The organism is Candidatus Oscillochloris fontis, assembly GCF_004138135.1.
GTDB classification, from domain to species: Bacteria; Chloroflexota; Chloroflexia; order Chloroflexales; family Chloroflexaceae; genus Oscillochloris; species Oscillochloris fontis.
In genome coordinates this window covers 20451-45899 of sequence record NZ_RYFD01000011.1, presented here as the reverse complement: position 1 = coordinate 45899, position 25449 = coordinate 20451, and the positions used below count along the sequence as shown (strand labels likewise).

24 protein-coding genes and 1 pseudogene are annotated in these 25449 nt (G+C 60.8%); 13 read left to right on the top strand and 12 right to left on the bottom strand.

All coding sequences use genetic code 11. From position 1 onward, the window contains the following. Positions 1-15: 15 nt before the first annotated feature. Positions 16-1566, top strand: a complete 1551-nt coding sequence (locus tag EKD03_RS06475; protein WP_129628794.1) for a P-loop NTPase family protein — start codon at positions 16-18, stop codon at positions 1564-1566. A 6-nt stretch (positions 1567-1572) separates the two neighbouring features. Here EKD03_RS06475 and EKD03_RS06470 read toward each other — a convergent pair whose 3' ends face one another. Beyond that, a complete protein-coding gene (locus EKD03_RS06470) occupies positions 1573-2484 on the bottom strand; it encodes a hypothetical protein (protein WP_129628792.1) in 912 nt (303 codons plus the stop codon). 115 nt (positions 2485-2599) lie between these two features. On the opposite strand from EKD03_RS06470, the gene EKD03_RS06465 reads away from it, so the two are divergent. Next, the gene (locus tag EKD03_RS06465; RefSeq protein ID WP_129628790.1) at positions 2600-3400 is read left to right on the top strand and encodes an SDR family NAD(P)-dependent oxidoreductase; all 801 of its coding nucleotides are present in this window, start codon (positions 2600-2602) and stop codon (positions 3398-3400) included. Between the two features lie 70 nt (positions 3401-3470). On the opposite strand, the gene EKD03_RS06460 is transcribed toward EKD03_RS06465, so the two are convergent. Beyond that, positions 3471-3938 carry a Fur family transcriptional regulator gene (locus tag EKD03_RS06460; protein WP_129628787.1) on the bottom strand — a complete coding sequence of 156 codons (468 nt, stop codon included), beginning with the start codon at positions 3936-3938 and terminating at the stop codon, positions 3471-3473. Between the two features lie 232 nt (positions 3939-4170). On the opposite strand from EKD03_RS06460, the gene EKD03_RS06455 reads away from it, so the two are divergent. From EKD03_RS06455 to EKD03_RS18365, 5 genes are all read left to right on the top strand, one after another. Continuing rightward, entirely contained in the window at positions 4171-5535 is a 1365-nt protein-coding gene (locus EKD03_RS06455) for a metal ABC transporter solute-binding protein, Zn/Mn family (protein WP_129628785.1), read from the top strand. A 7-nt stretch (positions 5536-5542) separates the two neighbouring features. Then, complete coding sequence (locus EKD03_RS06450; RefSeq protein ID WP_129628783.1) at positions 5543-6283, top strand: metal ABC transporter ATP-binding protein; 741 nt, start codon at positions 5543-5545, stop codon at positions 6281-6283. After that, positions 6280-7107 carry a metal ABC transporter permease gene (locus EKD03_RS06445; RefSeq protein ID WP_129628781.1) on the top strand — a complete coding sequence of 276 codons (828 nt, stop codon included), beginning with the start codon at positions 6280-6282 and terminating at the stop codon, positions 7105-7107. Before EKD03_RS06450 ends, EKD03_RS06445 begins: the two co-directional genes overlap by 4 nt. 95 nt (positions 7108-7202) lie before the next feature. Next, positions 7203-7997: a cation efflux transmembrane domain-containing protein gene (locus EKD03_RS06440; RefSeq protein WP_129628779.1), complete on the top strand. Its 795-nt coding sequence runs from the start codon at positions 7203-7205 to the stop codon at positions 7995-7997. Between the two features lie 9 nt (positions 7998-8006). Beyond that, positions 8007-10220, top strand: coding sequence for a tetratricopeptide repeat protein (locus tag EKD03_RS18365; RefSeq protein ID WP_161569195.1), 2214 nt, complete (start codon positions 8007-8009; stop codon positions 10218-10220). Positions 10221-10327: 107 nt separating this feature from the next. Here the strand turns inward: EKD03_RS18365 and EKD03_RS06430 are convergent. Further along, positions 10328-11257 (bottom strand): annotated as a pseudogene (locus EKD03_RS06430) (RNA-guided endonuclease InsQ/TnpB family protein); the annotation flags it as partial. A gap of 30 nt (positions 11258-11287) precedes the next feature. Beyond that, positions 11288-11458, bottom strand: a complete 171-nt coding sequence (locus tag EKD03_RS18780; protein ID WP_238613418.1) for a helix-turn-helix domain-containing protein — start codon at positions 11456-11458, stop codon at positions 11288-11290. Positions 11459-11516: 58 nt separating this feature from the next. Between EKD03_RS18780 and EKD03_RS06425 the strand changes: the two genes are divergently transcribed. Then, positions 11517-11702: a toxin-antitoxin system HicB family antitoxin gene (locus EKD03_RS06425; protein WP_129628777.1), complete on the top strand. Its 186-nt coding sequence runs from the start codon at positions 11517-11519 to the stop codon at positions 11700-11702. Positions 11703-11772: 70 nt separating this feature from the next. On the opposite strand, the gene EKD03_RS06420 is transcribed toward EKD03_RS06425, so the two are convergent. Further along, positions 11773-12618: a GNAT family N-acetyltransferase gene (locus EKD03_RS06420; RefSeq protein ID WP_129628775.1), complete on the bottom strand. Its 846-nt coding sequence runs from the start codon at positions 12616-12618 to the stop codon at positions 11773-11775. 564 nt (positions 12619-13182) lie between these two features. Between EKD03_RS06420 and EKD03_RS06415 the strand changes: the two genes are divergently transcribed. The 5 genes from EKD03_RS06415 (at position 13183) to crcB (ending at position 18418) form a co-directional block, all read left to right on the top strand. Next, entirely contained in the window at positions 13183-14322 is a 1140-nt protein-coding gene (locus tag EKD03_RS06415) for an acyl-CoA dehydrogenase (protein WP_129628773.1), read from the top strand. Between the two features lie 116 nt (positions 14323-14438). Further along, positions 14439-16148 carry an McrB family protein gene (locus EKD03_RS06410; RefSeq protein WP_129628771.1) on the top strand — a complete coding sequence of 570 codons (1710 nt, stop codon included), beginning with the start codon at positions 14439-14441 and terminating at the stop codon, positions 16146-16148. 10 nt (positions 16149-16158) lie between these two features. Then, entirely contained in the window at positions 16159-17367 is a 1209-nt protein-coding gene (gene tgt, locus EKD03_RS06405; protein WP_129628769.1) for a tRNA guanosine(34) transglycosylase Tgt, read from the top strand. Positions 17368-17596: 229 nt separating this feature from the next. Then, positions 17597-18034, top strand: a complete 438-nt coding sequence (locus EKD03_RS06400; protein WP_129628767.1) for a hypothetical protein — start codon at positions 17597-17599, stop codon at positions 18032-18034. 9 nt (positions 18035-18043) lie between these two features. Further along, a complete protein-coding gene (gene crcB / locus EKD03_RS06395; protein ID WP_129628765.1) occupies positions 18044-18418 on the top strand; it encodes a fluoride efflux transporter CrcB in 375 nt (124 codons plus the stop codon). 242 nt (positions 18419-18660) lie between these two features. Here crcB and EKD03_RS06390 read toward each other — a convergent pair whose 3' ends face one another. The 7 genes from EKD03_RS06390 to EKD03_RS06360 form a co-directional block, all read right to left on the bottom strand. Continuing rightward, the gene (locus tag EKD03_RS06390; protein ID WP_129628763.1) at positions 18661-19398 is read right to left on the bottom strand and encodes an FkbM family methyltransferase; all 738 of its coding nucleotides are present in this window, start codon (positions 19396-19398) and stop codon (positions 18661-18663) included. 82 nt (positions 19399-19480) lie between these two features. Further along, the gene (locus EKD03_RS06385; protein ID WP_129628761.1) at positions 19481-19915 is read right to left on the bottom strand and encodes an arsenate reductase/protein-tyrosine-phosphatase family protein; all 435 of its coding nucleotides are present in this window, start codon (positions 19913-19915) and stop codon (positions 19481-19483) included. Between the two features lie 2 nt (positions 19916-19917). Next, a complete protein-coding gene (locus tag EKD03_RS06380; RefSeq protein ID WP_129628759.1) occupies positions 19918-20538 on the bottom strand; it encodes an ABC transporter permease in 621 nt (206 codons plus the stop codon). A gap of 1 nt (position 20539) precedes the next feature. After that, complete coding sequence (locus EKD03_RS06375) at positions 20540-21493, bottom strand: ABC transporter ATP-binding protein (RefSeq protein WP_129628757.1); 954 nt, start codon at positions 21491-21493, stop codon at positions 20540-20542. A 159-nt stretch (positions 21494-21652) separates the two neighbouring features. Further along, a complete protein-coding gene (locus EKD03_RS06370) occupies positions 21653-22288 on the bottom strand; it encodes a biotin transporter BioY (protein ID WP_129628755.1) in 636 nt (211 codons plus the stop codon). A gap of 159 nt (positions 22289-22447) precedes the next feature. Next, positions 22448-24142 carry a hypothetical protein gene (locus tag EKD03_RS06365; RefSeq protein ID WP_129628753.1) on the bottom strand — a complete coding sequence of 565 codons (1695 nt, stop codon included), beginning with the start codon at positions 24140-24142 and terminating at the stop codon, positions 22448-22450. Then, positions 24142-25335: an AAA family ATPase gene (locus EKD03_RS06360; protein ID WP_129628751.1), complete on the bottom strand. Its 1194-nt coding sequence runs from the start codon at positions 25333-25335 to the stop codon at positions 24142-24144. The genes EKD03_RS06365 and EKD03_RS06360 overlap by 1 nt, the downstream gene beginning before the upstream one ends. Positions 25336-25449 lie beyond the last annotated feature (114 nt).

Sequence of the window (25449 nt, the reverse complement as noted above, 5' to 3'; positions counted from 1 at the left end):
TGCGAGGTCAGTGCAATGCCCCACTGGTTCAACATTGCCGGGCCATGCCAGCCCGATATTCACTACATGCTACCTGCGTCTGCGCGGCTACCAGAAGTTGCCGATCTGGTAGCCGAGCGCAGCTACTTTGTCCTGCACGCCCCGCGTCAGAGCGGCAAGACCACCGCGATGCTGGCATTGGCGCAGGAGTTGACCGCAGCCGGAACCTATACGGCAGTCTTGTTGACGATGGAGGTCGGCGCGGCCTTTCAGAATGATCTGGGTGCGGCCGAGTTGGCCATCCTCAATGATTGGCATGATGCTGCGACATGGCAGTTACCCGCTGCATTGCATCCCCCACCCTGGCCCGCTGCGGAGCCGGGTACCCGCATCGGATCGGCGCTGCGCGCCTGGGCGAACGCCTCACCCCGCCCCTTGGTGGTCTTCCTCGATGAGATTGATGCGCTTCAGGATCACACGCTCATCTCGGTGTTGCGCCAACTCCGCGCCGGGTTTCCCCGCCGTCCACAGGCATTCCCATGGGCACTCGCCCTCATTGGGTTGCGCGATGTGCGTGATTACAAGGTCGCCTCTGGCGGTAGCCCGCGCCTCGTTACCGCTAGTCCCTTCAACATCAAGACTCGCTCGCTGACCCTGGCCACATTTGATCAGGCCGATGTAGCCGCGCTCTATAGCCAACATACCGCCGCGACTGGCCAAATCTTCACCCCCGAAGCCAGCGCCTATGCCTTCACGCTCACCCAGGGCCACCCCTGGCTGGTCAATGCGTTGGCCAAGATCACGGTTGAGCAACTCGCCCCCGACCGCACCCAGGTCATCACGCCAACGCTACTGGATCAGGCGAAGGAGATCCTGATCATGCGCCAGGATACGCACCTGGATAGCCTCGCCGAGCGGTTACGGGAGCCACGGGTACGGGCGATTATCGAACCGATGCTGGCGGGGCAATCCTTGGGCAACGTGCCGCCCGATGATCTGCGCTTCGTGCAGGATCTGGGCCTCGTGCGCCTCGACCCCACCGATGGCCTGGTTGTCGCCAACCCGATCTACCACGAGGTACTGCCACGGGTACTGGCCAGCACAACCATCGCCTCGCTGCCCAAGATCAGCCCCACTTGGCTCACCTCCGAGGGGCGGATTGCAGCCGCACTGCTTCTCGATGCGTTCCTGGCATTCTGGCGGCAGCATGGTGAACCCCTGCTCAGCACATCGCCCTATGCGGAGATTGCACCGCATCTGGTGCTGATGGCCTTTTTACACCGCGTTGCTAACGGCGGCGGGACGATAGAGCGTGAGTACGCCATCGGGCGTGGCCGGATGGATCTCTGCCTCCGTTATGGTGCGGATGTCTTCGGCATAGAGGTGAAGGTCTGGCGTGACCAGCGCCCCGACCCGCTGCCGGATGGACTGGCGCAGCTTGATGGCTACCTGGCGCGCCTCAATCTTGCAACCGGCTGGCTGATCATCTTTGACCAGCGCCATGGCCAGCCCGCGATTGCCGAGCGCACCCGGACAGAGGCGGCGGTGACGGGCAGCGGACGTATGGTTACGGTTATTCGAGCATAGCCCCTCCTACCGCACCCACACCCCATGCACCGCATCCCACTGCCACGTTAATGTACGGATCTGGGGCGTATCGGTGGCGTTGGCCTGGAGCGAGTAGGTAAACGGCACCAGATCGATCTGCAACTGCTCGCCCACCAGCCGCAACTTGCGTGCCCGTTCTTGGGGCGTGGCCCCGGCTTGGCTCAGGTCAATCAGCGGCTGCGCGGGGCCGCGTGGCTGGCCGTGGGCATCGAGGGGCAACGCCAGCACTAGCGGGCGGCGTGCTAACCCGGCATAGAGCGTGTACCCACCCCCGTGGCGCAGCACCAAAACACTCATCACATCGGTGTTGGGCAACACCACCTGCTGGTTCTGATCAGCAAGGCCAATAGCCACCACCCCGCCATGCTCGCTACTCGGCGTGGAACCCAACACCGTCCCGGCATAGAGCGTATCCAGATCGCAGGCATAAGCCAGCCCCAGAATCCCGAACGGGTTGCGCGCATTGGCCGCGCCGGATAGCGTGGTGAAGGGGTGCATCAGCCCACTGGCCGAATCGACGCGCCAGATCGTCGCCGCCCCAGCCAGCGGATTATCGGCCAGCGAGAGGCGCGGCGTCGGTGCGACATAGACATCACCGCGCCGATCATAGGCCAGCGGCCCCAGGTAGCCCGCGTCGTCCCACGAGGGCAGTTGGTAATCACCCGTACTGCTACGCAGCACCAAGCCCATAGCCGTGCCATCGGTGGCCAAGGCCATGTCCGGCGTAGCATTGAAGGCGGCGAGGAACTGCGGCGAGGTGCGACACGCATCGAGGGGCTGCGGGGCAGAGATGGGAGCAGCATACCCCACTGCCGCCACGAGCAGAACGAGGCTGAACACCAGCCCCAGCAGGGCCAGGGTGACGGCGAGGATGGGCGGGGCGGGGCGATGGGGCATGGCGGCTCCTCGGATGTTGTAGCAGGAGGAGTAGAGACGCAAGATTTTGCGTCTCCCCTGCTACAATAAACCGTTAGAGCAGGCCAAAAAGTTACGCCCGAAGGAGCAAGATTCTATGGCAACCAACCATTTTGAGGGCCGGGTGGTCGTGCTGACCGGAGCAGGTGGGGGACTCGGTTCAGCTCTGGCACGCCAACTCATCCAGCAGGGGGCACACCTCATCCTGAGCAGCCGCCAGCCGCACAAACTCGAACAAGCCGCCGCCGAGGCGATGGCAGGGGGTGGGCCGGGGCGGATCATCAAGCTCGTTCCGGCAGATCTGAGTAGCGACGCGGGCTGCGCCGAACTGCACCGCGCATGCGAAGAACTCCCCCACCCGGTGGATATGCTGATCAATAACGCCGGGGTTGCCAGCTACGGCCCGCTGCACAGCGTCCCCCAACATGCCTGGGAACAGATGGTGCAGATCAACCTCCTGGCCCCATTGCGCCTCACCACGCGCTTCCTCCCCACCATGATCGCCCGCAAATCCGGCCACATCGTGCTGATCTCGTCCATCTTTGGGCAGCGCGGACTACCCGGCGTGAGTGTCTACGCCAGCACCAAGTTCGGGTTGCGCGGGTTGGGCGAGGCGCTCGCCGAAGATCTGCACCGCACGGGTGTCGAGGTGTCGGTGGTCTATCCCTCGTTCACCCGCACGGAGATGCTGCACGCCGCACCGCGCTACGGCGGCACCCATGTGCATGTCCCGAACTGGCTGGTGGACGAGGCCGAGCCGGTGGTGCAACGCATCCTCGGCGATCTGGCCCAGCGGCGACGCCACATCTACCCCAGTTGGCGCGCCCAAGCCTACGCGCTGGCGGGGCGCTTCATACCGGGGGTGCTGCCGCACCTGGCGCGCTGGGTGACGCGGTAGTAAGCCCTAACAACAACATCTGCGTAATCTGCGTAATCTGCGTAATCTGCGGACACTCGTCCGGGGCGGATCACCCCACCCCTGCGGCAGAACACCCCGGACACAACCCAAACAACTCCACCAGATGCGCACTGATCCGAAACCCGGTACGTGCCTCTAGTTCGCGCAGCAGCGGCTGCAACCCACACTCATCAAACTGCACCATCGCGCCACACCGCGTACAGACAAGGTGATGCCCGTGGCCATCACCGAGGCTATAGCGGTGGCACTCATCCAAGCCGTGGATGCGCTGCATCATGTTCAGATCGCAGAGTAGCCGGATGGTACGGAAGATGCTGGCAATCCCCGGCGATTCGCCGCGTGCCACCAGCCACTGTTCGATCTCCTGCACACTGAAAGCCCCGCTATGCGCGGTGGCGGCGCGTAGCACCGCGAGGCGCGGGCCGGTCACTTTGTAGCCCGCTTGGGCCAATTGCTCGGCGAGATCAGTGACAGCAGGGGGGAGGGTTTCGCGGCGGGCATCCAGGTAGCGGCTCATCGGGCATCTCCATAACAACACAAAACCTATCTCTACATTTTACCATACCTATATTGATAGCTTCTCGCAATTATTGACAAGATTCTTATTTAATGATAGTCTATATCAAATAGGAAATTGTAGGGGCGCGTCGCGACGCGCCCTAGGCGTCCCCACGCCGTATGGTGCCGCGATCTTCGCGCCGGGGGGCGCGTCGCGACGCGCCCCTACAACAGAATCAGGAGTCTCTTCAATGCGTCATTTGTTCGCCCGTTTCTTCGCGTTTCTTGCACTCGTGAGCCTCTTGGGGGCGTGTGGCACTACGCCAGTTGCACAGCCCACCACGCCTACGCCCGTCACCGCGCCGCTCAAGGTGGTGGCAACCTACAGCATTCTGGGTGAGTTTGTGCAGCATGTCGGCGGTGAGCATGTTGCCCTGACAACCTTGGTTGGCCCCGGTGGGGATGCCCACACCTACGAGCCAACCCCGCGTGATAGTGCGGCGTTGGCTGAGGCGTCCCTGGTGTTTGAGAATGGGTTGCAGTTTGAGAGCTGGATTGATGATCTCTATACCGCAGCGGGTTCACACGCTACCCGTGTCGCGGTGAGCGATCAGATCACGCCCTTGCCCGCGCCGGAGGGCCACGTCCATACCGATCATGCTGATGATCCGCTCGCACATCCCTGCAAGCACTTTGGCGATACGCCCACCTCGGTTGTGGCTGATGCAAGTGCCACGGCGGTCATTCCTGATGACCATACGCTCTATGCCCTCGAACTGAATGCTGGGGCTGGTACGGTTACACTGAGCCGTGATACCGATGCCGAAGTCAGCCTCTACCTGGGTGCCGATCTGCCGGTGAGCCTCCTTCAGGGCGAGACTACGCTGGAGCCGGAGGCGATGCAGCAGGTGACTAGTGGTTGTGACGCGATCAAGGTGGTCTATACATACGACCTCGCGCCGGGTGCGTATACGCTTCAGGTTGGGCCGAGTGATGCCACCCAACTGCTGTTGGTTTGGGAGATGGCTGAAGGCCACACCCACACCGAGGATGCTCACGCCGAGGATACTCACAACCACGGTGAGTATGATCCGCATATCTGGCACGACCCCAACAATGCCCAACTGATGGTCGCGGCGATACGTGATGCACTGGTGGCGGCTGATCCGGCCAATGCGGCGGCCTATACCGCCAATGCCGAAAGCTATCTGGCGGAACTGAAGGAACTCGATGCCTTCATTCAGGCTGAAGTTGCCAAACTGCCCGCAGATCAGCGCAAACTCGTCACGACCCACGACACCTTCGGCTACTTTGCCAAAGCCTATGGGTTCACGGTGATCGGCACCGCGCTCGGCGTCACGACCGAGACAGCCGATCCATCCGCAGGCGAGATTGCGGAACTGGTCGAGGCCATTCGCGCCGCTGGGGTGCGCGCCATCTTCGCCGAGAATGTGGCCAACACCACCCTGATGGAGACCATCTCGCGTGAGGCGGGGGTGATCCTGGCTCCCACCCTCTACACCGATGCACTCGGCGAACCGGGTAGCCCTGGTGCGAGCTACATCGAGATGATGCGGTACAATGTCACAACGATTGTTCAGTCGTTAGCAAGTTAGTCGGTCTATGATCACCATTGCCTATAGTGGGCGGGGCTTTACCCCCGCCCAAGCTCACGCTCCCGCCCTTGCCTTGGAAGGGCTTACGGTCATCTATCCCGGTGCCTCGCGGCCTGCTGTACGCGAGGTCAGCCTGAGTATCGCTACTGGTCGCCGGGCAGCGCTGGTGGGGGCGAATGGCTCCGGCAAATCCACCCTACTCAAGGCAGTCGCCGGGTTGTTGCATCCCCACGCCGGGAGTATCCGCATCTACGGGCGCCCGGTCGGAGCTTGCCACCATCGCGTCGCCTACCTGCCCCAGCGCGGTGAGATTGACTGGCGCTTCCCGGTGACGGTGGAGCGCATGGTGATGGCCGGGCGTTATGTCCACCTGGGGTGGCTGCGCAGCCCCAAGCAGAGCGATCAGCATCAGGTGTTGGCAGTGCTTGAGCAGTTGGGATTGGCCGATCTCGCCCAACGTCAGATCAGCCAACTCTCCGGCGGCCAGCAGCAACGCACCCTGCTCGCCCGCGCCCTCGTGCAAGAAGCTGATCTGCTGCTCCTTGATGAACCACTCAGCGCAGTTGATGCCGCCAGCCGCGAGATCATTGCGACGGTTTTGGAGCGCCTCGGCCAACAGGGCAAGACGGCGCTGGTTGCCACCCATCATCTTGATCGTCTCGAAGATGAGTTTGATCAGGTCTTTGGCATGGAACAGGGTGAATTAACCCAGGTACAAAACCTTTATGCCAGCCTGGAGGTGGCATGATTGACTGGCTCTTGGCTCCATTCCGCTACAGTTTTATGCAGACTGGCCTCGTTGCTGCGACTCTGGTCGGGATCACCTGTGCGGTCTTGGGGGCTTATGTGGTATTGCGCCGCATGGCCTTCATTGGCGATGCGCTATCCCACACGGTGCTACCAGGATTGGTCGTCGCCTATCTGGGGGGCTGGAGCCTCTTTGGTGGCGCGATCATCGCCGGATTACTCACCGCCCTCGGCATCGGCTGGGTCTCGCGGCGCGGTGCGGTACGTGAGGATACCGCCATTGGGGTCATCTTTACCGCCATGTTTGCCCTCGGTATCCTGCTCATGAGTAAGGTGCGCAGTTTCCGCGATCTGAGCCACATCCTCTTCGGCAACATCCTGGGCGTGCGCCCCGAAGATCTGATCCAGATTAGTATTATCTCGGCGGGGGTGCTGATCACCCTCTGGCTGCTGCATAAAGAACTCGAACTCACCAGCTATGACCCCACCTATGCCGAGGTGATCGGCATCAAGGCCGACCGCATGCGCATGCTGCTGCTCGTCCTGCTTGCCCTCACCGTGGTCACATGTATCCAGGTCGTGGGAGTCATCCTCACCTCAGCACTACTCGTCACCCCGGCGGCTGCCGCTGCCCTGCTCACCAACCGCCTGCCCCGGATGATGTTCATCGCCGCAGTGATCGCGGTCGCTTCAGCGCTGGTCGGGCTGTACGCCTCGTACTATGCTGATGTCGCATCGGGGGCCGCAATTGTGCTGACATGTACGGCATGTTTTGGGGTAGCATGGGGGTACAATACGCTACGTACCCGCCAGAGTAGGGTGTGAATGATGTCCAAGGTTTTGACGCAAAGACGCCAAGGCGCAAAGTTTTGATAGCCTACCTAAAACCTTCGCGCCTTCGCGGCTTCGCGTGAGCAACTATGGAACAGTTAACCTTTCACGTGCCCCACATGGACTGCCCCGCTGAGGAGCAGTTGATCCGTATGCAGTTGGCCGAGCGCACGGGGATCAGGCGCATGACGTTTGATCTGCCCGGTCGCACGCTGGTGATCACCCACAGCGATGATGCGGCGCTGATTGAACGGCTGTTGATCGCGTTGAACCTGGGGGCAGTGCTGGTGGCCCGCACAGAGGTGGCCGCCATCGAGGCTACCGACGAGGGCGATCTGCAACGCCGGGTGCTGATCACGGTGCTGGCGATCAACGCGGCCCTGTTCGTGATCGAACTCATCACCGGCCTGATCGCCCAGTCTATGGGCCTCGTCGCCGACAGCCTCGACATGCTGGCCGACGCGATTGTGTATGCGCTGAGCCTCTACGCGGTTGGGCGCGCCGCCAGCCACAAGCAACAGGTCGCCAAGATCAGCGGCTACTTCCAACTCTGCCTGGGTATCCTCGGTATGGCCGAAGTGGTACGGCGATTCCTCGGTGCCGGAGATGAACCGGGCTTCATGCTGATGATCGGCATCTCACTGTTGGCTCTGAGTGGGAACGCCGCCTCACTGGTGGTGTTGCAACGCGCCCGCAGCCAAGAAGTCCACATGAAGGCCAGTTGGATCTTCACCACCAACGACGTGCTGGTCAACATCGGGGTGATCATTGCGGGCATCCTCGTCTTTGTCACCGGCTCCAAGATCCCCGATCTGCTGATCGGAGCATTCGTGTTTGGGATGGTCGGCTATGGGGCATTTCGGATCTTGCGTATGGCGCGGTAAAATGATCCGATGCGTAAACACCTGCCACTGCTCCTCATCCTGCTCCTCGCCCTCGTGTGGCGGCTGCTGCTCTGGGCGCAGCCACTGCACCTGCCCGCCAACGATGAGCAGGAGTACATCCAGGTGGCGCGCGATCTGCTGGCTGGGCGCGGCTGGGTCTACTATGAGTCGTGGCGCTGGCTGCGCGCCCCGCTCTACCCGCTCTTCCTCGCCGGGTCACTCTGGCTCAGCGGCGGCGACCTGCATCTGGCCGCGTTGCCCAACATCGCCCTCAGCCTGGGTGTGGTGGTGGTGGTGTATGCGCTCACCCGCGCCCTGACCGAACGCCCCGGCCCACCCCTACTGGCCGCCAGTATTGCCGCCCTCCTCCAGACCTACGCCACCTTCGCCAGCCTCTCCATGAGCGAGACGCTCTTTAGCCTGCTCTTCGGCCTGGGCCTGTTGGCGACGCACCACTGGCAGCGCCAGCGCAGCCCGCTGCTGGCGCTGCTCGCCGGGCTACTCTTCGGCCTCGCCTGCCTGACGCGCTCGGCGGGGTTGGTGGTGCTGCCCCTGGTGGCAGTGTGGATGGTGGGGGTGGGTATGGCCCTCACCCCCCTAGCCCCCCTCTCCCGTTCGCTGCGCGAACAGGAGAGGGGGGGATACGATCCGAGATACCTCAGCCATGTGCCCCCCTCGCCTGTGGGCGAAGCCCACGGGAGAGGGGCTGGGGGTGAGGGCCGTTCGGCGTCAATAAAAGGTTTCTTACCCCTCATCCTCCTCGCCCTCGGTGCCGGTGCCGTCATCGCCCCATGGACGCTGCGCAACTGTCAGGCGTATGGCCACTGCATCCTGATCGAGACCGGTGGTTCCTACAATATGTGGGCCTTTTACGAGCCGCATGAGAGCATCGAGGCGATCAACCAAGCCCTCGAAGCCGTCGCTAATCCGGCGGAACGCGCCGATCTGGCCAACGCACGCGGAATGGCGCGGCTACAGGAAGATCCCAGTATCATCCTGCGCAAGATCCCCGCCGAATGGCGGCGCATCTGGGCAGTCAACCCCATCGAAGATCGCTTCCTCATGGCCGACTACTATAGCGATCCGCCCCCGGCGCTCTTCATCTCAGCACTGCTCCTTGATGATCTGCTCTACCTGCTCATCCTCGTTGCCGCCCCGTTGGGTCTGCTCGTGGTGCGCCGCCAGCCGCTGGCGTGGCTCTTCGTCTTATGGATCGCCACCTTCTGTGCGGCCACACTCGTCACCCACGCCGAAGGGCGCTACCGCCACTTCCTCTTTCTGGTGCTCATCCCGCTGGCGGCATGTGTGTATCGGCCCTCACCCCCTAACCCCCTCTCCCACTGCGTGGGAGAGGGGGGATCGAACGCACCGGGATGCAGAATCCCCCCTCTCCCGCATGCGGGAGAGGGGCTGGGGGTGAGGGCCGTGACCATCCTCCTCCTCAGCGCCCTCCTCCTCGCCCTCATCCCTGCCTTGCGCTACTACCCGTGGGACTGGGCCAGTAGCGGGGTGGTGCGCAGCCTCTACCGCGCCTACGGCGATCACCTGCTGGGCCGTGCTGCGTATGAAGCAGCGGAAGACGCCTACCGCCACGCCCTTGCGGCCAGCCCCACCCCGGATGGCTGGATCGCCCTTGGCGATCTCCAGCGCCACGTTGGGGATAACGAGGCCGCCCTGGATTCCTACCGGCGCGCCCACGCCCTCCGCCCACCCTACGTGGGTGCCAGCGTCGCCTGGGGCAGCCTGCTGCGCGACATGGGCCAGGACGAAGCCGCCCGCACGGCCTACCTGGGGCGCTACCTCGATCTGCAACACCTCGTAGACTGGAGCGACCGTATGCGACCGTCGCCCCCCACCACCCAGATCGATCTCGGTAACGGACTCGACTACGGCTGGGTGGGTGGCGTCTACCCCGCCGAAACCCAGGGCGACACGAGCCTGCGCTGGACACGCGGGCGGGCATGGTTGCGCCTGAGCAACCCCGCAGTAGGCCCGGTCATCCTGCGGTTGCGCCTCGCCGCCCCCCGCCCAGACGGGCAACCCGTGCCGATCCAAATCTGTGCCGCTGCCGCGTGTTACAGCGTGAGCATCGGCGGAGCCTGGCAGACCATCCAGATCCTGCTCCCCGCTGCGCCGCGTAGCCCGGTTGAGCTACGCAGCCCCACCTTCAGCGCCCCCGATGGGCGCGAGTTGGGGGTGATGGTTGATTGGGCAGGATGGTAGAACGCCAACATCGAATGGGTCTTCCCACCACCAAAGTTGGTCTATAGCTCAACCACCGGATCGCCGCCCGTGTTGGTGACACTCCGCAGCCACTAACGTGGCGCGGCTTATTGGCCCAACCCGCCTAGTGGCGAGCTTGACGACCAACGGAGCTGTCCGCCCCGGTTGAGTATGTTGATTGCGGCGTTGTGATCACGATCAAGCGACAGGCCACAGGCGCAATCAACCCAACGGTCTTTGAGGGTAAGCCCCTCGAATAGTCGCCCACACCCAGAGCAGGTTTTTGACGTGTTTCGCGGGTCTACCAGGACAACCACACGACCGGCACTTGCAGCCTTGTCCGTGAGTCGCTGAACCAAGTAGCCCCATCCGGCGTCCAGAATGCTCGTTGCGAGGTTGCCATGCACCATGCGTGTGATCGTGAGGTCTTCGAGGGCAATGCGGTCGTGTTGCTCCACCAGCGTGCGTGCCAGCTTGTTGAGGTAGTCCTTGCGCTGGTTCCCAATGCGCTCGTGCTGCCGTTGCAGCATCACGATAGCCTTGCGTCGGTTCTTCCCACCCTTGGTGCGGCGTGCCACCCGGCGCTGTGCCACCCGCAAGCGGCGCTGCGCCTTGCGGTAGAAACGGGGATGCGCTACCCGATCACCGGTACTCGTGGTGATCAGACTTGCCAGCCCCACATCAATCCCTACGTCTTTGCCGGTGGCGGGGAGCGGCGTCGGCTCATCCACCACACACGAGAAGCTGGCGAACCACTTCCCAGCCTTCTTGCTGATGCGGAGCGTCTTGATCTGGCCTTCGGTCGGACGATGCCAGCGCACCGCGACCCGCCCGATGCCCGACAGCTTGAGCCGCCGCCCGTCTACCCGAAAGCCGTTCCCGTACTCCTTGAAGCCCATCGAATGCCAACGGTTGCGCCCCTTGAAGCGCGGATAACCGGGCTTCTCGCCTGCCTTGACGCGCCGAAAGAAGGCATCAAACGCCTTGTCGAGATCCTGTACCACCGTCTGCAAGACGTGGCTATGCACGTGTTTCGCCCACGGGTTTGTCGCCTTGCGCTCCTTGACCTAGCGCAGTTGCTCGTACTTGCCTATCGTTTCGCCCCGCTCCTGGTAGGCCGCCTTGCGTTCGGCAAGACAGTCGTTGTAGAACAAGCGGCAGGTCTCCAGGGTCGCATCCAGCAGGCGTGCCTGGGGGCGGCTCGGATAGAGACGATAGTGAAAGGCTTTCCGTGCCATGACCGTGACCTATGGTATAATTATTATATTAGTAATAATTATACCATAGGCAGCACATATGATCAAACGCTTCCCGCTTCAGTTCACCGAAACCGAACATCGTGCGATGAAGGTTGCGGCAGCGCAAGCCGGTATCAGCATGAATCAGTTCATCCGAGATGCCCTACAAGAGAAGATTGCCCGCCAGAACGCGGATAGCGAGGCTTCCACTGTTCTGGCTAAAGCCAGCGAGAAACCCGCCTAACCGCTCGGCTAAAGCATGGCGGCTTGCGGCGGGTTTAATCGGTCAGGGCGCATCACGCACACCGGGACGATTATGCCAAGCAATAGTAGGCGAAGGTACGTCGCCGCCGGAAGCCACAAGATTCATAGAGTGACAAAGCTGCGCTATTGTGAGTTTCGACCTCAATACGAATAGCCCGCTGGCCTTCGTGGCGCAGCATCGTGATCACAGAGAGCAACATCTGGCGCCCGATACCCCGGCCCTGATACTGCGGAGTAACCCCAAAGGTGGTGATATAAACCCAGCCATCTTCTTGGATCAGACGCAGTGTACCCACCGGTTGACCATCAAATTCTGCTAGTAAGAAGCGGTGGAAGCGGCTGGCGAGGCGTTCTGTGACAAAATGGCCCACCAATTCGGGCGGATCATCAAAAGCCAGCGTGAGAATCTGACTCATCGCAGGGGCATCATCAAAGCGCACCGGGCGAATGCAGAGGCCATGGATCGGTGTGGGGGCGGGCGGAATGAGACTCAGATCCAGATCCATGCGATGTTCGGCAAGACTGAATCGGGCACCCAACTGGACGACAAAGATACATCCCGAATCTGCCGCCAGATCAACCACAAAGACCGGTTCAGAGCAACCTTCGGCGATAGCACGCATTGCTGAAGCAACGGCAAGGGCACGCCCAATCCCCCGCCGCCGCCGCCGGGGATCAACACACAGACAGATCTCTGCTTCACGCCCAAGACTGATCGTTGCCAGCCCAACCAATTCACCATCCAGATCGGCGACGAGCAACCTAGCTGCACTACCCAAGTCAGCCGAAATGGGCAGATCAAGATTTTCGGCCTGATTACAACGCGCCACCAGATCGGTGAGAAGAACAAATGTTGGATCATCAAGCACAGCAAGAGTAAAGATCTTCAGGCTCACGAGACCATATCCTCAACAGAATCAGATAGACCGACGCATCAATGCATCGGCCTACCTATTGTACCAGCCAGTGGGGATCTATGTGGGGACATGGGGCGACGCATCGCATTTCATGGAGCAGGCAAACCCAGACAAAGTTGGAGAGCGATGCGTCACCCCTACGCAATGATCGGGGCACCCGGCAACGTTGCTCGGAACTGTTCACACTTCTCCTAGCCTCGGAACTGTTCACACTTCTCCTAGCTTCCAGTTTTTGACGCAAAGACGCAGAGGCGCAAAGCCTGCAACAAAACCTTTGCGTCCTTGCGCCTTTGCGTCAATACGAGATTTCTTTTACCCCAAGTGTGAACAGTTACCTAGCCTCCAGGTTTTGACGCAAAGACGCAAAGCCTGCAACAACCCTTTGCGTCTTCGCGCCTTTACGTCAAAACGAGGTTTCTTTTACCCCAAGTGTGAATAGTTACCGTTGCTCCCCTCCTTGCCGCAGATCCCATTCTGACGTAGAATGGAGCGCGTTCATCGTCCACTCAAGACATGTCAAGACATCACCAAGGAGAGAAGACAATGGAGTTTCAGCTCAACGAAGATCAGCAGATGTTGCGCGATATGGTGCGCCAGTTTGTTGAGAAAGAGGCCAAGCCCACCACTGCCGAGCGCGATGAGCACGCGATCTGGCCCACAGAACTTGTGCAGAAGATGGGCGAACTGGGCCTGCTTGGCGTGGCGGTGCGCGAGGAGTATGGTGGCGCGGGCCTCGATTATATCTCCTATGCGATTGTGATTGAGGAGCTCAGCCGGGTTGATCCCTCGTTGGGTGTGATTGCTTCGGTCAATAACTCGCTGGTCTGCTATGGGATCGAGAAGTTCGGTAGCGAGCAACAGAAGCAGGAATTTCTCATCCCGCTCGCTTCTGGCAAAATGCTGGGTGCCTTCTCGCTCTCTGAACCCGGCGCTGGCTCGGATGCCGCCGCCCAGAAGACCACTGCGGTACGTGATGGCGATCATTATGTCATCAATGGCGTGAAGAACTGGGTCACCAATGGCGACCACGCCGATATGATCATCCTCATGGCGATAACCGATCCCTCCAAGGGTGTCAAGGGCATTAGTGCCTTCCTGATTGACACCAAGGAGCCGGGTTGCCGCGTGGTCAAGGTCGAGAACAAACTGGGTATTCGCAGCGCCCATAGCTCGCAGATGGCCTATGATGACTTCCGCGTTCCGGCTTCGCGCTTGCTGGGCGAGGAGGGCCAGGGCTTTAAGATCGCCATGACCATCCTCAATGCGGGGCGCATCGGGATTGCTGCGCAGGCGCTCGGTATTGCGCAGGGGGCCTACGAGGAAGCGCTGGCCTATACGAAGATACGCGAGCAGTTCGGCAAGCCGATCCACGAGTTCCAGGCGGTGGGCTTCGCCCTAGCCGATATGGCGACGCGCATTAAGGCGGCACGCCTGCTCACCTACGAGGCGGCCTGGCGCAAGGATCAGGGTCTCGATTATGGTAAGGACGCCGCGATGGCCAAGGTCTTCGCCTCCGAGACGGCCATGTGGACGGCGACCAAGGCGCTACAGTTGCACGGCTCCAACGGCTACTCGAAGGAGTACCCCATCGAGCGCTTCTTCCGCGATGCTAAGATTACCGAGATCTATGAGGGTACGAGCGAGATCCAGCGCCTCGTGATCTCGCGTGAGATTACGAAGTAGGGGTAGGTCTTGGGGCCTGCGGCCCCCACGAAACATGGTGTTATGATGGTGCGGTTGGCCGCAAAGCGGCCAACCGCACCATCATAACACCATTGCCACCATCCGAAGATACCACCATGCCTCCTCCTCCCCTCTTCCCAGCCGTAGCCCTCAACTCCCTGCTGGTGCCGGGGGTGGCTGAGCGTTGGGCGGCGGTGCAGGAACACCTGCACCCCATCTTGGTTGGGGTGGCCGAGGAGGTACGGCAGCGTGCAGCGGTGCAGTTCCCGCAGAGTTGGCCGCTGTATGAACTGAGTTTCAAGGCCCAGCGCTACCTCAATCGCGGCCATGGCGTGCGCGACCCCATTGAGGACTACTGGGTCGCCTTTGACCGCGCTCCGCGTGGGGCGGGGGTGCTGATCGCGGTGAGTGGGGCCGAACGGGCGATTCTGGTGGGTCTGCAACTCTGGCGCGTGCGTAAGGATGCCCTGGCTTCGCTCTGGGGTGGGGCGCGCCCGGTCTGGTTGCCGCTGATCGCGCAGATTGAGCAGCACGGGACGACCCGCTTTAGCACTCGCCACCCCGATGAGCATGCGCCGTCTGGCCCGTTCTGGATTGATCGCTATTTGGCGACCCGCAACGCCAATTACCTCTGGGCTGGCTTCGTCTATCCCTGGGACGATCTGCCTACCGATCTGGCTACGCGCCTGGTTGCGGATGTGCTGGCCCTGCTGCCGCTGAACGAGGCGCTTATGGAGCAGGCCGAGCATGATGATCGCTCCGGCCCGGCACGCTTGCGCGAGGTGCGCCCCAACTATCAGACGGAGACTCCGCCGATTGAGGTGATCGCCGAACGAATCCGCGAGCGCGGATTTCATCTTGCTGATCTGCTGCTGCGCAGCTACCACCTGGCACTCCAGACCAAGCCGCTGGTGATTCTGCCGGGGATTAGTGGCACCGGCAAGACCCGTTTAACCCGGCTCTATGCCGATGCGGTGCATAGTATTGCTGCTGGCCGCGAGAATCCCTTCTACCTGTTGGTGGCGGTGCAACCCGATTGGCACAGCGCCCGCGATCTGCTCGGTTACTACAATGCGCTCACCGGCACCTACCATGCAAGTGCCTTCACCCGCTTTCTGCTCCAAGCGGCCGCCGATCCGCACCAGACCTACTATGTCTGTCTGGATGAGATGAATCTGGCGCGCCCGGAGTATTTTCTGGCTCCCATCCTCTCGGCGATGGAGACCCTAGAGAGCCAGATTGACATCGGGACGCCCAGTGCCGAGACGCTGCTGGTGGGCGGCGGGACGATCAGTAATCCGCTGCGTTTGCCGATCAATCTGCGCCTGATCGGGACGGTAAATGTGGACGAGAGCACCTTCGCCCTGAGCGATAAGCTGCTCGACCGCGCCAATCTGATTGAGTTGACCGAGGTTGATCTGGCTGCATTCCGCGCCCAGTATCGGGGTACAATTGATCCGACAGTCTGGGCCACGCTGACCGAGTTGCAGCCGCTGAGTGCCGCAGGCGGCCACCCGTTTGGCTACCGCACCATCAGCGAGATGTTGCGTTTTGTGGAACATGCCGCCGGAACACTCAGCCCGACAGCGGCGCTCGATCTTCAGATCAAGCAGAAGGTGTTGCCCCGGCTGCGCGGCGAGGATAGCCCACGCTTGCGGCGCGCCCTGACTGGCCTGCTCAGCCTGACCTTGGGCCTTGAGGTGCGGCAGAAGGCCAGCAGCCTCACTACCGCCCAACTCGCCGCCGCGCCCTACCCGGAGAGTGCGGCCAAACTGCAACGCATGTTGGAGCGTCTCGATCAAGACGGCTTCACCGATTTCTATTAAGCAGATACCAATGAGCATCTTCACCATCACCGCCACAGACCCCCACAGTCGCGCTCGCGCCGGGGTTGTGCGCACACCCCACGGCGACGTTCCGACCCCGGTCTTTATGCCGGTGGGCACACGCGGCACCGTCAAATCGCTCAGCCCGCGTGAGTTGCGCGAACATGGCGCGACGATCATTCTCGGCAATACCTACCACCTCTACCTGCAACCCGGCCACGAACTGATCGCCCGCCACGGTGGGTTACACGGGTTTGCCAGTTGGGATGGCCCGATGCTTACCGATAGCGGCGGCTTTCAGGTCTTCTCGCTCATCTATGGCGGTATCTCCAACGAGATCAAGGGCCGCCGCCCCCAGCGCGCCAACCCGATGCAGGGTATGGTCAAAGTGACCGAGGACGCGGTGATCTTCAAGTCCTACCTGGATGGATCGCGCCACACCTTCACCCCCGAACGCTCGATCCAGATCCAGCATGGCCTGGGGGCCGACATCATTGTCTGTTTCGATGAACTGCCGCCCTTCCACGCCACCTACAAATATACCCGCCAGAGTATGGATCGCACCCACCGCTGGGCGGTGCGCTGCCTGACGGCGCACCGCGAACGCGACACCGAGCAACTCCCCAACCCCGGTCAGTCGCTGTTCGGGATCGTGCATGGCGGCGTCTTCCCCGATCTGCGCCGAGCCAGTGCCGAGTATCTGGCCACCATGGGCTTCGACGGCTTCTGTATCGGTGGTTCGCTGGGCGGCGACAAACCCCAGATGTATGACGTGGTGGACATGACCGTCCCGCACATGCCCGACGGGATGGCGCGCCACCTGTTGGGCGTGGGCGACATAGACGATCTGCTCGAAGGGGTGGCGCGCGGGATTGACATGTTCGACTGTGTCAGCCCAACGCGGCTAGGCCGCCACGCCACCGCACTGGTACGCCGCGATGAGGAACAGGGATCGCGGCGCTGGAAACTGAACGTACTGAATGCGAGTATGCGTGATGATCGCAACCCACTACAACCGGGCTGCACCTGCGAAACCTGCCGCACCTACTCCCGCGCCTACATTCACCACCTCTTCAAAGCCAACGAAATCCTGGGTATCCGGCTGGTCAGCCTGCACAACATCGCCTTCCTGCTCAACCTGATGCGCGAGGTACGGGCGGCAATCATCGCCGGGCGCTTCGGAGAGATGTATGCCGATTGGTTGGGGAAGCCGCTTTGACACCAAGACGCGAAGACGCAAAGATTTGTTAGCGCCTTGGCGTCTTGGCGTCTTGGTGTCAAAACCGAGATGCGAGGTAACTGTTCACACTTGGGGTAAAAGAAACCTCGTGTTGACGCAAAGGCGCAAGGACGCAAAGGTTTTGTTGCCGGCTTTGCGCCTCTGCGTCTTGGTGTCAAAACCTGGAAGCTAGGAGAAGTGTGAACAGTTACAATGCGAGGAGAAGGATATGGGCTCATGGACCGAATTTGACGCCACCTACCCGCCAGGGGTACTCACCCCCGCCAGCGCCCTACTGGTCGCACTCGGACATCTCGCCGGGGCCAGCAGCATCTACGCCAACGGGCAGAGCGGAGCCTTAGCCGACTTCCTACCCCGGCGCGGCATCGCCTACGAGCCGGATCTGTTGGGGCGCATCGAGCATTACCTGAAGCATGTCGAAGTGGACACCTTTGCGCAGGAGGCAACCCAACGCCTGAACCGGAGGCAGAAGTTGAGCCTGCTACTCAACATGTGCCACCGGCGCATGGCGGCGGGCGACGAGCGCCCCGAAACACATCCCCTGATCGCCCGTATGATCAGCGCGTTGGAGATCCCCCTGGAGGAACTCATGCCGCTACGGCAAAGCCTGAGCCTACTCCATGATCTCTCGATTTTTCCGCAGTAGGAAGAGCGCATGCACAACATCATCGCCATCGCCATTGGTGCGGCAGTCGGTGCCAATCTACGTTACGCCATCTCCGTGTGGGCCACTCGCCACTTAGGAGCCAGCTTCCCCTACGGCACGCTGATGATCAACCTCCTGGGGTGCCTGCTCATCGGGCTACTACTCAGCCTCGCCAATGCGCGCATCCAACTGAGCGAAACCACCCGACTACTCCTTGTCACTGGCTTACTCGGCGGCTTCACTACCTTCTCCAGTTTTGGCTACGAGACCTACAACCTGATCAACAGTGGCAACTGGCTGGCCGCAATTATTTATGCCAGCACGAGCATGATCGTCGGGCTGATCGCGGTCTTTGTGGGGGTAGAGTTGGGGCGGATGTGGTAATAATTGGCTTCTTACTTCTATTAAGGAGTATTTCCTGATGTCTTTTAAACAAAACCAAACTCTACTCGTTTGGTTTGCATTTTTCATAGCCATTCTTGCAATACTATTTGGCCCAAATGGCGCCATGAAGTTGCTGAATGGCGTCAAGATCCCGAGAACAAAATCCAGATCTGGCCACCGGGATGGGAAATTATGTTGAAGAGAAAAGAATAGTTTAATCCGGGTTGTTAGATAGAGCCTCATTACTTCTTTTCGATAAGTTTTTGAGAGATAAATATGGGATTTGTTCGTCGTAAATGAGGTTTTCCAGTAGGCCATTCATTTACTTGTTCATAGATCCCAAATAAGTAATAGTGGTAAGATTCAAGGAACTGTTTTACAGATTCAAATGATACATGTCTGCTATTGGTCGGATTCATCCCGGTCTCAACCTGGATAATATCGATATTCTGTTTGACAAGCATCTTCACAGCACCTTCCAAGACATCCATATCACCTCCTTCTGTGTCTATTTTAAGGTAACTGATATAATTAATACCATTCGTATGACAAAAATTATCTAATGTATCAACATGTACTGATTCGGTTTGTACGTCTTTATGAGATTGCTCTCTTGATTGACCTAGTAAAAAAAACATATCAGATGAACCTTGAAGTACCATCTGTCCATCTTTTTGGGTAGAACCCAATGCTAACTGATAACAATGAACATGCTTATATTTTCGTACATTACGTTGAAGTTGACGGTATGTATTAGTTACAGGTTCAAAACAATAGATACACGAATTTGGAAAATTAGATCGAAATACGTGAGCAGATTGTCCAACATTAGCACCAACATCAAAAATAACCTGAGCATGGTACATTGGCAAGGCATGCGCAATATCAGAAGCCACATCGAAGCCACGCGGCAGTATACGATATATATGTGTGCCTGTCAGATGCTCAAGCAGTCCCTTAAGCTTGCTTTTAAAGCCCATAACGATATTCCCTTTATGTCATAACAGTTGGTGGTCGCTGAAACAAAGACGGACATCAACCAAAAAGAGTGAAGCATTAGCGTCAAGCTTGACTGATCTGTGCGATCAACCCCGCTACCGCATTCTCAATCGCGTCGAGTGCGCGATGCGCGGGCCATTCGTGCAGGTCGGGGACTTGCCAATAGGTGAAGCGTGCTGCCCATACCCGTCCGAGACCCTCCACATAGGGCCGGTGTTCCCGTTCATCAAGTGCGATCAGCAGATCGGCAGCTTCGAGGTCGGCATGGGTGAGGCGCAGCGGCTCACGCAATGGTTCGGGGATGGGTAACTCAGCCGCCCGCAGGCGATCCAAGACAATCGGGGCCACCGGGCCATGGTTCCAGGGGCCAGGCGCAAAGCCCCGCGAGTCGGCGCGCCAGGCGAGGTGCGCCGGAACCTGCGCGTTAAAGAGCAGTTCAGCATAGCGGCTGCGATAGTAGTTGCCGGTACAGATGAGCAGGATCGTGCGCTGTTGCATAGCTATCCTCGGCTGCGGGTGGCCCAGATCTCGGCGCGGCGAAAGAGGATGTTAGCCCCGATGGCCAGTACCGAGACGCTGAGTGCCCCAACAATGATCTTCTCACTATTACTGCTCCGCACCCCATCGAAGAGCAGTGTCCCCAAGCCGCCCGCATTGACGAAGGCAGCAATGGTGGCAATCGCGATGGTTGAGAGGGTGGCGACGCGCAATCCGGCGATCATCACCGGCAGCGCCAGGGGGAGTTCAACCTGGATGAGGCGTTGCCAGCTATTCATGCCCATCCCCTTAGCGGCTTCGATGATGGCGGGTTCAATCCCGTTGATTCCGACCACCACACTGCGCACGAGTACCAGTTGCGCATAGGCGATCAGTGTCACCACGGCGGGCCGGTAGCCCAGGCGCAAAAAGGGGATGAGGAGCACCAGCAGCGAGAGGCTGGGGATGGTATAGATCACCCCCAAGATGCCCAGCACCGGCCCGCGCAGGCGTGGCAGGCGGCTCAGAATGACGCCCACCGGCAAGGCGATGGCGGTAGCAATCAGCAGCGCCGACAGCGTCAGCCAGAGGTGTTCGAGGAACAACTCGCCGACGTAGGGCCAATTGGCGATGAGGTAGCGCATGTTAGATCTGCACCATCATTTGGCGCAGCACCGCCAAACTAAGCCAGCCCTCGGCATGGCCGTTGTTCCCGACCGGCAAGCCCTCGACGTTGGTGGCCAAGAGGCGCACCAACGCCGTGCGCAGATTGTCTTGGGGCGCTAATGGCGGTAAGTTGGCGATACTCGCAGGCGGCGCACCCGGTGTCAGCGCCATTGCCACCGTCATCAGGCTAAGGTGGCGCAAGAGATCATCTGCGCCAGTCAATTGGCGCACAAAGGCATCACTGGGGCGGGTGAGTAGATGCAACGGGGTATCGAACTGCACGATATGTCCGTCGCGCATCACAATAATGCGGTCGGCAAGGCGCAACGCCTCCTCGACATCATGGGTAACAAAGAGGATCGTCTTGCGCAATTGGCGCTGAATCGCCAGCAACTCATCCTGGAGTCGCGTGCGGGTGAGGGCATCGAGTGCCCCGAATGGCTCGTCCATCAGCATGATCGCCGGGTCGGCGGCGAGGGCACGCGCCAACCCGATGCGCTGCTGTTCACCGCCGGAGAGTTGGCGCGGGTAGCGACGGCGGTAGCTGTGGGGCAAGCCAACCAGATCGAGGAGTTCATTAATACGCGCCTCGATGCGCTGCCGATCCCAACCCAACAGGCGCGGTACCACCGCGATATTCTGTTCGATCCGCAAATGGGGGAAGAGGCCAGTCTGCTGAATGGCATAGCCAATCCGCCGCCGCAGTGTTGTGGCGGGCATACTACGCACATCAACCCCCTCGATCAAGAGCGTACCGCTCGTTGGCTCATAGAGGCGATTGATCAACTTGAGGAGTGTCGTCTTGCCACAGCCCGAAGGGCCAAGCAGCACCACTAACTCACCGGGTTCAACCTGGAAACTGACCTGATCGACGGCCATCCGCGCCTCACCCGCAAATTGTTTGGTGAGGCGCTCCGCGACGATCATACTCATAGGCAGCCTTTGGGGTAGGGGCAGAGTAGGGGCGAAGCATCGCCCTGCAAGCCAGTTCGTGTTACCCAGAGCACATGGTGGGCGATGCTTCGCCCCTACGCGATGATCGGGTATCGCAGCGCGTAGGAGCGCATCGCGATGCGCCCCTACAATCTATCGCTACCGCTTACCAATCAACTGCCAGCCACCCGGCAGAGCCATGGCCGCCAGAGCGATCTTGAGCGCGGTGCCGGGCAGGAAGGGCAGCACCGCAGCAGTGAAGAGCAGCCCTAGATTGGCGCTGCCAGTCAGCAGGGCCGTGGCCGCCAGCAACCAGCTAAAGCCAACCGCCAGAATGACCAACTCACCCACCAGCATGGCCGGGATGGCGGTGGCGAGATGGCGATCCCAGCCCTGGCTGGCCAAGCGCCCCACCAGCCAAGCGGCGAAGGGGAAGGCAATCAGGTAGCCAGCGGTGGGGCCGAAGATCAGCGGTAGACCGGGGAAGCGGCTGGGGCTCCAGGCGCTTGCGCCCATCGAGAAGACCGGCATGCCCATCAGACCTTCCAACAGATAGGCCAGCATCGTCAACGCACCCAGACGCGGCCCATACAGGGCACCGATCAGGATTACCCCCAGCGTCTGCCCGGTGATCGGAACCGGGGTGAAGGGCAGCGGCAGGCTAATCCGCGCCAGCAGCGCCATGAAGATCGTACCAGCAACAACGAGCAGGCCATCACGAACGACGGCGCTGGCCAAAGGGCCACGCGCAGGGACAAGCCGGTCGGCCATGGTGCCGATGGGGGAGAGGGTCATACCATAGCTCCTTCTTAACAGATCACATCCAAATTGGTATTGAAGATTGTAACACGTCCCGGTTGTGATCGAGTTACAGGTTAGCGCATCTCTAGTACGGTGGCTTCGACAAGCTCAGCCAGCGGGGCGGTGGTTGAGCCTGTCGAAGCCACCAGTAACCTAACGCATCTCAGCAATACGCCGATAACATGCCGCAGCACGTTTACTATCGCCCAGGTAGGTGTAGAAGGCCGCCGCCAACTCATAGTCGCCACGCTGCTCTAGGGCAGTGGCACGCTGGCGCAGTTCCTGATCGAAGGGCACACCACTCCCACCTGGGGCGGGCTTGCCGCCAATCAGGCGCTGGAAGATCCCGCGCTGCTCCGGCTCACTAGGGGAGGCCACAGGCGCTACAGGAGCGGCGGGAGGCTTGGTGGGGGTTGGGGCCAACTCGCGCAGATCGAGCGTTGGCAGGGCCGTCGGGCGCAGCGCAATCTTCTGTGTAGGTATGGCGAGCGCCAAGAGGCTGGTGAGCGGTTTGAAGGCCGCCAATGGCACATCCAGCCGCCCATGTGGCCCCAAGACGGTGAGGGTGTCGGGTTGCAGGTTGAGTGCCTCGACTAGCAGATCTTGGGGCAGGCTGGGGCGTATAGAGATGCCGCGTGGCAGGAACAGATGCGGCGGCTCGCTGCGGGTCAGCGCTAACCCAAGGGGCAGGCCCGTTACCTCGCCGTGGTCGGCGGCAATGATCAGTGCCACACCCTCGCCCAGCGCGATCCGCGCCGTGGCGAAGAAGGGTGCGGGGAGGTGGCGCACGATGCGTTGCAGGCGGGCCAGGGCGGGTGCATCGAGCAGCAGGGCATGGATCGAGCCAGTGGTTCTCTCCGTGGGAACCAGTTCGATCTGGATCTGGAGCGGCGCTGCGGGTGGGCTACTCGCCGCCACCTGGGCCAGATCGGGCAGTGCAACCAGGGTGAGATCCTGCATCCGGCTACGTGGTGGCGGAGCCGTCAGTACCGCTGCTCCCCAGGCACTCCCACCCAGCACCACGATGCTCTGGTCTGGAAAGAGATGCTGGATGTGGGGCGGGTAGGCTTGGGGACGGTAGCCCCACGGCACCAGCATGCGCCGCGCTGGCTCCTGGTCGAGATCAACACTGCCGAGCAGATCTTCTAGCAGTGTGGTACGCGGCAGACGGCGCAGGAAGTCACAGACAAAACCGGGAATCGGGCGCACTTCTGCGGCATGCACCAGATCGAAGAGCGCCGCTTCACGCCGCGCTCCGGCCACTTCCCAGTGCAAAAAGCGTACCGCGTAGGCCAAGCCATGGCGCTGCGCATAGTCGGCAATGAGACTCGCCAAGCGCCGCTCGGTAAGCAGGGTCAGGGTGAGGGAATGAGTGGCGGGGGGTAGCAGCGCGGGGGTGGCACCCAACACATACTCGCGCAGCGCCAGCGGCGTACCGGCGGGCCACGGCGCTCCCGATCCCTCCAGATCATAGCCGTGGGGGGCATGCGCATCGGCGTAGGGTACCCCGATCTCTCCGTCACCTACGAAGAGGCGCGCCAAAGTGCTGAGGTGCGCCGCCCCCAGCGCCGACTGCACCGCGTCATAGTGCAGCGAGAGCGGTACATCAGCCGCAGCAGCGGGCTGGATGCGCACCAGGATCGTGCCATCTTCCAGCGCCTCCACAGCCACGCCACGGCTCAGATCGAAACGCTGCGCCAGTGCCGCAAGGAGCGCCGTCAGCCGCTGGGGAGCCTGCACACGGATGTAGCCCTGCGCACCCACCAGCATGCCGCGTGCATCGCGCCACAGCGCCGCACAGGTTGGCGGCTCATCGGGGCCAAGTGGGCGGTAGTTGTGCTGCTGCATCACGCCTCCAAGCGATCCAGAGCGGCATCAATCAGACGCTCCACCTCGGCCAGCAGTTCGTCCCAGCGGGCGTGGGTTGCCGTATTGCGCCCGGCACTATGGCCGAGGATCTCCTGGCGCAGCCGTTCGAGATCGTGCAGCAGCGTACCGAAGTAGGTGGGGGTATAGGCGCGCCCCTCGCTCTGATCATGCACCCGCGACGCCAACCGCGCCACCTCCTGAACCAGCGTCTCCAGATCGCGCTCAGCGGTGGATGCCGGGCCACCGGCACGCTCGATCAGCGGGCCGACAATCGCCTGGAGTGCCGAGATCTGTTCGGGGCGGTTCCAGACATGCAGCAAGACCCAGAAATCGGCCGGGCTGGCGGTATTGGAGCCACGCAGCAGCGCAGCGGCGGCGATCAGCTTGAGCAACTTGACCGCCCGCCGGTCACTCAGGGTGATGCCCTCGGCGCGGATTTGGCGCACGACCTCGCGGTAGTCATCGAAGATCGGGGCCAGCGCGATCTGTTCGAGGGCGTCGTAGGCGATCTGGAGCTGATCGAGGCTATCGAGGACTGGAACGAGCGATTCAGTGCGTCCCAGGCGGATGCGTTCGCGTTCCAGGCTCCAGCCCTTCGCCAACAGATCGGGGAAGTAGCGCTCGTCCACATGGTCGGTGCGTACCCGCAACAGGAAGCGGTCGAAGATCGCGCCCAGTTCATCACCTTCGGGAACCTCGTTGGTAGCCCCGTAGAGGCTGATCAGCGGGACGGCCACCTGTTCCAAGCCGTTATAGAAGAAGCGCTCGTTGAGGATGGTGAGCAGCGCATTCAGGATGGCGCTATTGGCCTTAAAGACCTCATCCAGAAAGGCGATCTTGGCCTGCGGTAAGGCGCGCTCGATGGTACGAGTGAAGGTGCCCTGCTGGAACTCACGGATGTTGACCGGGCCAAAGATCTCGTTCGGCTCGGTAAAGCGGGTCAGCAGATACTCAAAGAGATCCCCGGCCTCTTTGCGTGCGCCCAGGAGCAACACAAAGCGTTTCACCAACTCGGATTTGGCCGTACCGGGTGGGCCAACCAACAAGAGATGTTCGCGGGCAATCGCGCTAATCAGCATCAGATCAATGACCTGATCCTTGCCGACAAAATCCTGCTTCAGCCGGTCGCTGACATTAAAGCGCAACAGGCTGATGAGATCGCTGAGGGACATGCTTGCTCCTTTTTCATCCGCAGATTACGCAGATTACGCAGATTTTTTAGCTAGTTTCATCCGCAGATTACGCAGATTACGCAGATTTTTTTAGCTAGTTTCATCCGCAGATTA